Raw genomic sequence first — 8,490 nt, 5'->3', positions numbered from 1 at the left:
TCTCTCTCCGCGCATTCCGTGCGGAGAGAGACCCCTCACCCGTCTCGCCGCTACGCGGCGATCCACCCTCTCCCACAAGGGGAGAGGGAAAGAAATCACCCCGCCAGCGCGCCGCGCACGGCAGCGATCACGCGCTCCTGATCGGCTTCGGTCAGGTAAGCGTGCATCGGCAGGCTGATGACGTCCTGCGACAGGCTCTCGCAACCCGGCAAGCCACCCTCGGCCACCGGATATTGCTTGTAGGCGGTCTGCTGGTGCATCGACTTGCCGTAATAGATCGCGGTCGGCACGCCCTGGGCTTTGAGCGCAGCAGCGAAGCCGTCGCGGTCGGTGCCCTTGGGGAGGCGGATCGTGTACTGCGCCCAGACCGAGGTGTTGCCCGGCGAAAGGCGCGGCACGGTGACGACGTTGCCAAGCCCACGCGCGTAGCGTTCGGCAACCCGGTTGCGGGCGGCAATCTCGTCGTCGAAGATCTTCAGCTTCTCGATCAGGACCGCGGCCTGCATGGTGTCGAGCCGGCCGGTCAGGCCGAGGCGGACGTTGTCGTATTTGTCGACGCCCTGCCCGTGCACGCGGATGCTGCGCAGTGTCGCCGCGAGCTCGTCGTCGTCGGTGAAGATCGCGCCGCCGTCGCCGAAGCAGCCGAGCGGTTTTGCCGGAAAGAAGCTGGTCGCGGTGGCGAGCCCGAAAGTGCCGAGCTTGCGGCCCTTGTAGCTGGCGCCGAACCCTTGCGCGGCGTCGTCGAGCACGAACAGGCCCTCGGCCTTGGCGATCTCTGCGATGGCATCGTGATCGGCGGGCTGGCCGAACAGGTCGACCGGGATCACCGCCACCGGTTTGAGGCCGGCCTTGCGCGCCGTCGCGATGCCGCGCTTGAGCGATTCCGGGCTCATGTTGAAGGTGGTCTCGTCGACGTCGACATAAACCGGCGTCGCACCGGTCCGCGCCACCGGCGAGGCGGTCGCGATGAAGGTGAAGGACGGGCACAGCACGGCATCGCCGGGCCCAACATTCTTCGCCATCATCACCATCAGGATCGCGTCGGTGCCGCTGGCGCAGCCGATCACATGCTTGGCGCCCGCGTAGGCCGCGAGCTGCTTCTCGAGCTCGAACACCTCAGGCCCGTTGACGAACTGGCAGTGGTCCATCACGCGCTTGACGGCGGCATCGAGCGAGGCGCCGAGCCGGCGGCGCTGCGAGGCGACGTCGATGAAGGGAATGGGTTCGGAACGCAGATGCTGGTTCATGACGCCTTGCGGGTTTTGAGCGGTCGACATGGAGGGTTCAGCCGGCGACGCGGCGCGGCCCCTTGAGAGCGGGCGATTTGGCCGCGGGCCGCGACGGCGTCTCGAGGCACTGCGTCGCGATCTCGAGGCTGGCGACGCCTTCATCGCCGGTGACCGCCGGTGTTTCGCCGTTGCGCACGGCCTTGAGGAACGCGATCAGCTCGGCGCGAAGCGGCTCGTCATGGCCGACCGGGAGATGCCGCATCGAGTAGCTGCCGTCGGGCTTGAAGCCGAAGCACTCGGTGACCTGGCGCGTCAGCAGATCGCCCATCACGTATTTGCCGCGCGTCGCGACCGTGACGCTGCGCGCCTTGAACGGCGTCAGCCAGTTGGTGTTGATGTGGGCGAGCACGCCATTGGCGGTGCGGAACTGCAGCAGCGCGATATCCTCGCGCTCGGCGACCGCGCTCGACAGCTGCGGCTGCACTTCGACGATGTCGGATTCGGTGAACCAGCGGATCAGATCGATGTCGTGGACGGCGAGGTCGATGACGACGCCGACATTGGACATGCGCGGCGGGAACGGGCCGACACGGGTGATCGCGATGGAGAGAATGTCCTCGCCCGCGATCGCCTGCTTGACGGCGGCGACCGCCGGATTGAAGCGCTCGACATGGCCGACCATCAGCGTGACGCCGGCCTTCTGCGCGGCGGTGACGATCTCGCGGCCCTCTTGGACGGTGGAGGCGATCGGCTTCTCGACCAAGACGTGGATGTTCTTGGCGATGCAGGCGAGCGCGACCTCGTGATGCAGATGGGTGGGAGCAGCGATGGTGACGGCATCGACGCCCGCCGCGAACAACTCGTCGAGCGTCTCGAAGCTTGCGCAATTGGCAAGTTCGGTCGCGCGCGTGCGATGCGCCGGCGAAGGATCCACGACACCGATGAGGTTGACGCCAGGCAGACCGCTAAGCACGCGCGCATGGTTGCTGCCCATCACGCCGGCACCAATGACGCCAACGCGCAAGCCGGCCTTTGCCGGTGCAGATCCTTTGGAACTCATGTGAGCAAACCCCGATTCAACGCAAATCCCCGGCGCGCTTCTAGCACGGACGCCACATTTGTGGCGAATGCCGCCCTGGCGGGCCGGACACGATTTGATTCAAAAAGTTACACGTTCCCCGGGCCTTAAGCCGAAAAATATCGCCTGTTGGGCCCGGGTCACGTGATTCGGAGTTTGCTGGTTACGACCTTTGATAGTCGTCTTCAATCCGGATGATGTCGTCTTCCCCGAGATAGCTTCCGGTCTGGACCTCGATCAGTTCCAGCATGATTTTACCGGGGTTCTCCATGCGGTGGACGGCGCCCATCGGAATGTAGATCGACTCGTTCTCGTGCACCATCTTCACGGTCTCGTCGACGGTGACCTGCGCGGTACCGCGCACCACGATCCAGTGCTCGGCGCGATGATGGTGCTTCTGCAGCGACAGCCGCCCGCCCGGCTTCACCACAATGCGCTTGACCTGGTGACGCTCGCCATTGTCGACGGACTGATAGCTGCCCCAGGGCCGATGCACCTTGAGATGTTCCTCAGTGACTTTCGGCGCGACCGTCTTCAGCTTGGTGACGAGACGCTTCAGCCCGTTGGCATCCTTCTGGCGCGAGACCAGCACCGCATCCGCGGTTGCGACCACGACGAGATCGTCGACGCCTTCGAGCGCGACCAGCGCCTGGTCGGTCGTGACGTTGCAATTGCGGGAATCCTCGAACACGGCGGCACCGTGCGCGGCATTGCCCTGCGCGTCCTTGTCCGAGAGCTCCCACACCGCGTGCCAGGAGCCCACATCGGACCAGCCGCAGGAGACCGGCACGACGGCTGCCCGCGCGGTCTTCTCCATCACGGCATAGTCGATCGAGATCGCCTTCGCCGCGCCGAACGCTTCCGGCTCCAGCGTGACGAAGCCGAGATCCCGGCCGGCATTGTTGACCGCGTTCGTGACGGCCTCGACGCTTGCCGCATCGACCTTGCGGTATTCGTCGAGCAGCACGCTCGCCGGGAACATGAAGTTGCCGCTGTTCCAGAGATAGCCCGAATTGACGTAGTCGGAGGCCTTCACCGCGTCCGGCTTCTCGACGAAGCGCGCGACCGCATGCACCTCGCCGGAGATCACCTCGCCCGGATTGATGTAGCCGTATTCGGTCGCCGGCCGCTCCGGCTTGACGCCGAAGGTAACGATGCGCCCGGCGCTCGCGGCGGTGAGGCCCTCGCGGCAGGCGGCGACGAAGGCGGCATTGTCCTGCACCACGTGATCGGCGGCGAGCGCGAGCACGATGGCCTCCTTGGCGCGGTTCTGCGCGAACACCGCGCCGGCCGCGATCGCAGGGCCGGAATCGCGCCGCATCGGCTCGAGAATGACGTCGGCCTCGATGCCAATCTCGGCGAGCTGCTCCAGCACCATGAAGCGATAGGACGCGTTGGTGATGACGATCGGCCGGTCGAACAGGGAGGGATCGGAGACGCGCAGCAGCGTGTCCTGGAAGGTCGAGCGCGTGCCGAACAGCGGCAGGAACTGTTTGGGCCGCACCTCGCGCGAAGCCGGCCACAGCCGCGTGCCGGCACCGCCGCACATGATCAGGGGGATTATGCGTTTGTCCATCGTCATCTCAAACCTTGAAGTAGTCCCGATACCAGGTGACAAAATTATGGACCCCATGCGCGATCGGCGTTGACGGTGCAAAGCCGGTGTCGCGCATCAAATCCTCGACATCCGCGAACGTTTCCAGCACATCTCCCGGCTGCATCGGCAGCAATTCTTTGATCGCCGTCCGGCCCAGCTCCCGCTCCAGAAGACCGACGACGTGCATCAGTTCCTCCGGGTGGTGATTGCCGACATTGTAGAGTTTAAACGGCGCATTTGCGGCAGAAGGATCGTCCGCGGGCACAAGATCGATCAGCTTGGATACGACACGCGTCACATCATCAATATAGGTGAAGTCGCGGCGCATCTGGCCATGGTTAAACAGCCGGATCGGCTTGCCCGCCATAATGGCGCTCGCGAACAGAAACATGGCCATGTCGGGCCGTCCCCATGGCCCGTAGATGGTAAAGAAGCGCAAGCCCGTGACCGGCAGGCGATAGAGATGGCTGTAGGATTGCGCCATCACCTCGTTCGCCTTCTTGGTCGCAGCGTAGAAGCTGACGGGATGATCGGTGCGGTCCGCAACCGCAAATGGCATTTTTGTGTTGGCGCCATAAACGGAGGATGACGAGGCGTAGACGAGATGGCGGCAGCCGTTGTTGCGGCAGCCTTCGAGCACGTTGAGAAAGCCGACGAGATTGGACTCGGCGTAGGCGTGCGGCTGCTCGATCGAGTAGCGCACGCCGGCCTGCGCTGCGAGATGCACGACTTTGGCAAAACGGTGTTGCCTGAACAGCGCCGCCATCGTCTCTCGGTCGGCGAGATCCGCCTCGACCAAGGAGAAGCGGGGGTCGACCTGCAGCAGCGCCAGCCGCGCCCGCTTCAGCGCCGGATCGTAATAGTTGTTAATATTGTCGAGCCCGACGACGGCGTGGCCTTCGCTCAGGAGCTGCCGGGCGACGTGAAAGCCGATGAAGCCGGCCGCGCCGGTAACCAAAATCGCCTGATTGGTCATCCTGTTCCCTGGGATCCGAGCCGCTCCTGTTTAGCCGTCACTTTGATCGGGTCGCAATAGGCTGACCGCTGCCTGTGAGGACTCCTCTAGGCGTCCTTAACGACGGGTCTTAACGAGAGCTATTGCAAGATCGGCGCCAAAACCATACCAAAGCGGCCGAATTCGACGTTCGCGTCGGGTTGCCTCAAATCTTCGCAAACCCTGTACATGCGGACGAGATGCGCCGAATCCTGCTGTCGACGGCCAAAATCCTGATTTCCGCGGCGCTGCTCTACCTGGCGCTGCGCAAGGTCGATCTATCCGAGCTGTTTTCGCGCTTCACCGTCACCAGCCTGTTCTGGATCGGCCTGGCGATCGCGATCACGTTCCTGCAGATCTTCGTCGGCGTGCTGCGATGGCGCGAGATCAGCGCTGCCTGCGGCGCGCCGCTCGAGCTCGGCCGGGCGATGCGCTACAACGTGATCGGCTCCTTCTTCAACCAGACCCTGCCGTCGGCGATCGGTGGCGACGCGGTCCGGCTGTGGCTCGTTGCACGCGCCGGGGCCGGCTGGCGTGCGGCGACCTACTCGATCTTCGTCGACCGCGCGATCGGACTGATCGCGCTCGCGGTTCTCATCGTCGCCAGCCTGCCCTGGAGCTACGCCCTCATCACCGATGCGCACGGGCGCTCGGCGCTGCTGCTCATCGACCTCCTGGCGCTCGCCGGCGGCGTCGGCTTCCTGATCTTCGGCGCGCTGAAATGGCGCTGGCTGAAAACCTGGTGGGCCACGCATCATCTTCACGCCTGCGCGGTGATCGCCAACCGCGTGATCTTCAGCCGGAGAAGCGGGCCGATCATCGCGATCCTGTCGATCCTCGTTCACGTGCTCGCAGTCGTCATCGCCTGGTGCGTGGTGCAATCGATCGCGGCCCCGGTTCGCTTCAGCGACGTCTTCCTGCTCGTGCCGCCCGTGATGCTGATCACGATGATGCCGATCTCGATCGCCGGCTGGGGCGTGCGCGAGGCCACGATGGGCCTGGCGTTCGGCTTCGCCGGACTTGCCGCCAATGAGGGCGTCAACGTCTCGCTGCTGTACGGCGCCGTGTTCTTCATCGTCGGCGCGTTCGGCGGCTTGGTCTGGATCCTCAGCGCGGAGAAAGCCGCGCAAGGCTCGGCGCAGCTCGGAGTCCCGGAGTGACCATGCCGACGATCGTGGCCGCGCTGCTCGCCGCTGCGATCGCCGCGCTGATCTCGGCGCTGATCACCTGGATCAGCCGCCCCCTGCTCCAGCGCTACGCGTTGGCCCGGCCGAATGCGCGTTCCTCCCATCGCATCCCGACGCCGCAGGGCGCCGGCATAGCGGTGATCGCGGCGACGCTGATCGTCGCATTGGCGTCGGCGGCCTGGGTTAATTTTGCGATTCCGCCGGCACTGATCATGGCCACCATTGTCATCGCGTTGGTCGGGTTCGCCGACGACATCGTTTCGCTGCCAGTGCTGGTGCGGCTCGCACTGCAAGCCGCCTGCGTCGGCGCTGTGGTGTTCACCGCGCCTGACGATGCCCGCATCGTGCCGGCGCTGCCGCTGGCGCTGGAGCGAGGCCTGATCCTGCTCGCCGGTGTCTGGTTCGTGAACCTCGTCAACTTCATGGACGGGCTCGACCTGATGACGGTGGCTGAGGTCGTGCCGGTCACGGCCGCGCTGCTGCTGCTCGGGCTGTTCGGCGACCTCTCGCGGCCGGTGACGTTCATCGCAATGGCGCTGTGCGGGGCCATGCTCGGCTTTGCGCCGTTCAACAAGCCGGTCGCGAAGGTGTTCCTGGGCGATGTCGGCAGCCTGCCGATCGGACTTCTGCTGGGCTGGTGCCTGCTCGAGCTCGCCTGGCGCGGACAACCCGCCGCGGCGCTGCTGCTGCCGGCCTATTACCTTGCTGATTCCACCATCACGCTGTTTCGGCGCATCATCAGGCGCGAGCCGTTCTAGTCGGCGCACCGCACGCATTTCTATCAGCGCGCCACCGACAACGGGTTTACGGTCCTGCGAGTGACCGGCGAGGTGTTCGCGCTCAATCTCCTGTTGGCGTTGCTCGCCATCGCCACTGTTCGCGCGGGATCGACCGGGATGACGATCCTGTCCGTGCTCGCAGGCGCGGCCGCGGTCGGTTTCCTGCTGCGACGCTTCTCCCGCGCTCAGGCATCCTGAGCCGACAGCGCCAGCCGCAAGCCCTGGTCGAGGGAGATCTGCGGCTGCCAGCCGGTCGCGAGCGCCTTGGAGATGTCGAGCTCGAGCGAGCCGATCAGGCTGTCATGGGTATCCTGCCGGCCCATCGCGCCAAGCAGCGTGCCGAGCACGCCCGGCGGCACGCTGAACATCCGCGGCCTCTTGCCGGACGCCTCGGCCAGACGCGAGACGAATTCCGGCGTCGAGACCTGCTCCCTGTCGGCCACGAGGAATATCTCGAAATTGCTGGCGGGATCGGGGTGACCCAGCCGGTGCAGGATGAACGACGCCAGGTTCTGCACGGCAAGGAAGGCGCGCTGGTTGTGGATCGCCGCAAAAGGCAGCGGCAGCCCGAGCGCGACCGCGCGCGTCAACAGCGCGAAATTGCCCTTGGCGCCCGCGCCATAGACCAGCGGCGGACGGATCACCGAGATCTTCATGTCGTTGTCGCGCGCCAGCGTTCTCAAGCCGGCCTCGGCCGCGGCCTTGGACATGCCGTAGAGGCCGCGCGGCGTCAGAATGTCGTTCTCGCCGAAGGGGGCGCGGCCCTCGTTGCTGCGGCCGTGCACGAGCACGGTGCTGACGAAGATGAACTGGCGCACGCCGGCCGTCGCCGCGCAGCGCGCAAGATGCAGCGTGCCGGCGATGTTGACGTTGCGGTAGAGCTGGACCGCGTGCTCCTCGTTCTTGTGATGCACGCGCGCGGCGAGATGGACGACCGCATCGACGCCGTCCAGTGCGGCCTGCCAATCGGTGTCGGGACCGATCGTCTCGATCACGACCTCGTCGTCGATCCCTTCCGGAGTGCGGACCGCGCGGCGGACCGACCATCCCTCGCGCGCCAGCGACGGCACGACGTGACGTCCGACGAAACCGCTCGCTCCCGTCACCAGCACGACCGGTTTCTTCTCGCTCATCGTTGCTCCGACAGGTCCGGGTTGCGCAACAATTCGTCGATCAGCGCCGCATAGGCGTTCATCGCGGTCGTGCTGTTGAATCGCTCGGCCGTCTTCACCGCGCGCGCAGCGATGCCGCCGTCCTCGTCAGCGGACGCCGTGCGGATCGCCGCGGCGAGCTGATCGGCGCGGCCCGGCGTCACGACCCAGCCGAGCCCGTTCTCGACCACGGTCAAGGCGGCCTCTGCCTCCGGCTCGGACACCAGCACCACGGGACGGCCGACCGCCAGCAGGTTGTAGAAGCGGCTCGGCACCGACACTCCCGCGACGTCCTTGCGGTACGGAATGATCCAGAGGTCGGCGGACGTCAAAAGCGCCTCGAGCTCGGAATCCTCGACCCGCCCGACAAAGGAGATGTTGGAGAGGTTCGCGGCCGCCTGCAATTGCTTCAGCCGCTCGAAGCCGATACCCCAGCCCGACAGCAGGAAGTGAATGTCCGTGTCGTCCTTCAGCA

7 protein-coding genes and 1 pseudogene are annotated in these 8,490 nt (G+C 65.6%); 2 read left to right on the top strand and 6 right to left on the bottom strand.

Going from position 1 to position 8,490, the window contains the following annotated elements:
* Nucleotides 1-95: 95 nt before the first annotated feature.
* The 4 genes from SE92_RS34070 to SE92_RS34055 all read right to left on the bottom strand — a co-directional run bounded on the left by SE92_RS34070 (nucleotide 96) and on the right by SE92_RS34055 (nucleotide 4,880).
* Entirely contained in the window at nucleotides 96-1,247 is a 1,152-nt protein-coding gene (locus tag SE92_RS34070; protein WP_063203148.1) for a DegT/DnrJ/EryC1/StrS family aminotransferase, read from the bottom strand.
* Nucleotides 1,248-1,284: 37 nt separating this feature from the next.
* A complete protein-coding gene (locus SE92_RS34065; RefSeq protein WP_063203147.1) occupies nucleotides 1,285-2,289 on the bottom strand; it encodes a Gfo/Idh/MocA family protein in 1,005 nt (334 codons plus the stop codon).
* Between the two features lie 181 nt (nucleotides 2,290-2,470).
* Nucleotides 2,471-3,883: a mannose-1-phosphate guanylyltransferase/mannose-6-phosphate isomerase gene (locus tag SE92_RS34060; RefSeq protein ID WP_063203911.1), complete on the bottom strand. Its 1,413-nt coding sequence runs from the start codon at nucleotides 3,881-3,883 to the stop codon at nucleotides 2,471-2,473.
* Nucleotides 3,884-3,890: 7 nt separating this feature from the next.
* Nucleotides 3,891-4,880 (bottom strand): NAD-dependent epimerase, encoded by a 990-nt coding sequence (locus tag SE92_RS34055; protein WP_063203145.1) that lies wholly within the window; start codon nucleotides 4,878-4,880, stop codon nucleotides 3,891-3,893.
* 218 nt (nucleotides 4,881-5,098) lie between these two features.
* Here SE92_RS34055 and SE92_RS34050 point away from each other — a divergent pair, with 218 nt between their 5' ends.
* On the top strand, nucleotides 5,099-6,058 hold the full coding sequence (locus SE92_RS34050; RefSeq protein WP_063203143.1) for a lysylphosphatidylglycerol synthase transmembrane domain-containing protein: 960 nt from the start codon (nucleotides 5,099-5,101) through the stop codon (nucleotides 6,056-6,058).
* 2 nt (nucleotides 6,059-6,060) lie between these two features.
* Nucleotides 6,061-7,062: pseudogene (locus tag SE92_RS34045) on the top strand (MraY family glycosyltransferase).
* On the opposite strand, the gene SE92_RS34040 reads toward SE92_RS34045, so the two are convergent.
* Both SE92_RS34040 and SE92_RS34035 read right to left on the bottom strand, forming a co-directional pair.
* On the bottom strand, nucleotides 7,050-7,997 hold the full coding sequence (locus tag SE92_RS34040; protein ID WP_063203141.1) for an NAD-dependent epimerase/dehydratase family protein: 948 nt from the start codon (nucleotides 7,995-7,997) through the stop codon (nucleotides 7,050-7,052). The pseudogene SE92_RS34045 and the gene SE92_RS34040 sit on opposite strands and share 13 nt — an antisense overlap.
* Nucleotides 7,994-8,490 (bottom strand): glycosyltransferase (locus tag SE92_RS34035; RefSeq protein WP_157096005.1); only part of this gene is annotated, 497 nt, incomplete at its 5' end. The genes SE92_RS34040 and SE92_RS34035, both read right to left, overlap by 4 nt.

The sequence above is a fragment of the Bradyrhizobium sp. AT1 genome (genome assembly GCF_001590795.1).
In the GTDB taxonomy this organism is placed as follows: domain Bacteria; phylum Pseudomonadota; class Alphaproteobacteria; order Rhizobiales; family Xanthobacteraceae; genus Bradyrhizobium.
Note: the sequence above shows the minus strand (reverse complement) of the source record. Positions and strands in the feature narration are given on the sequence as shown.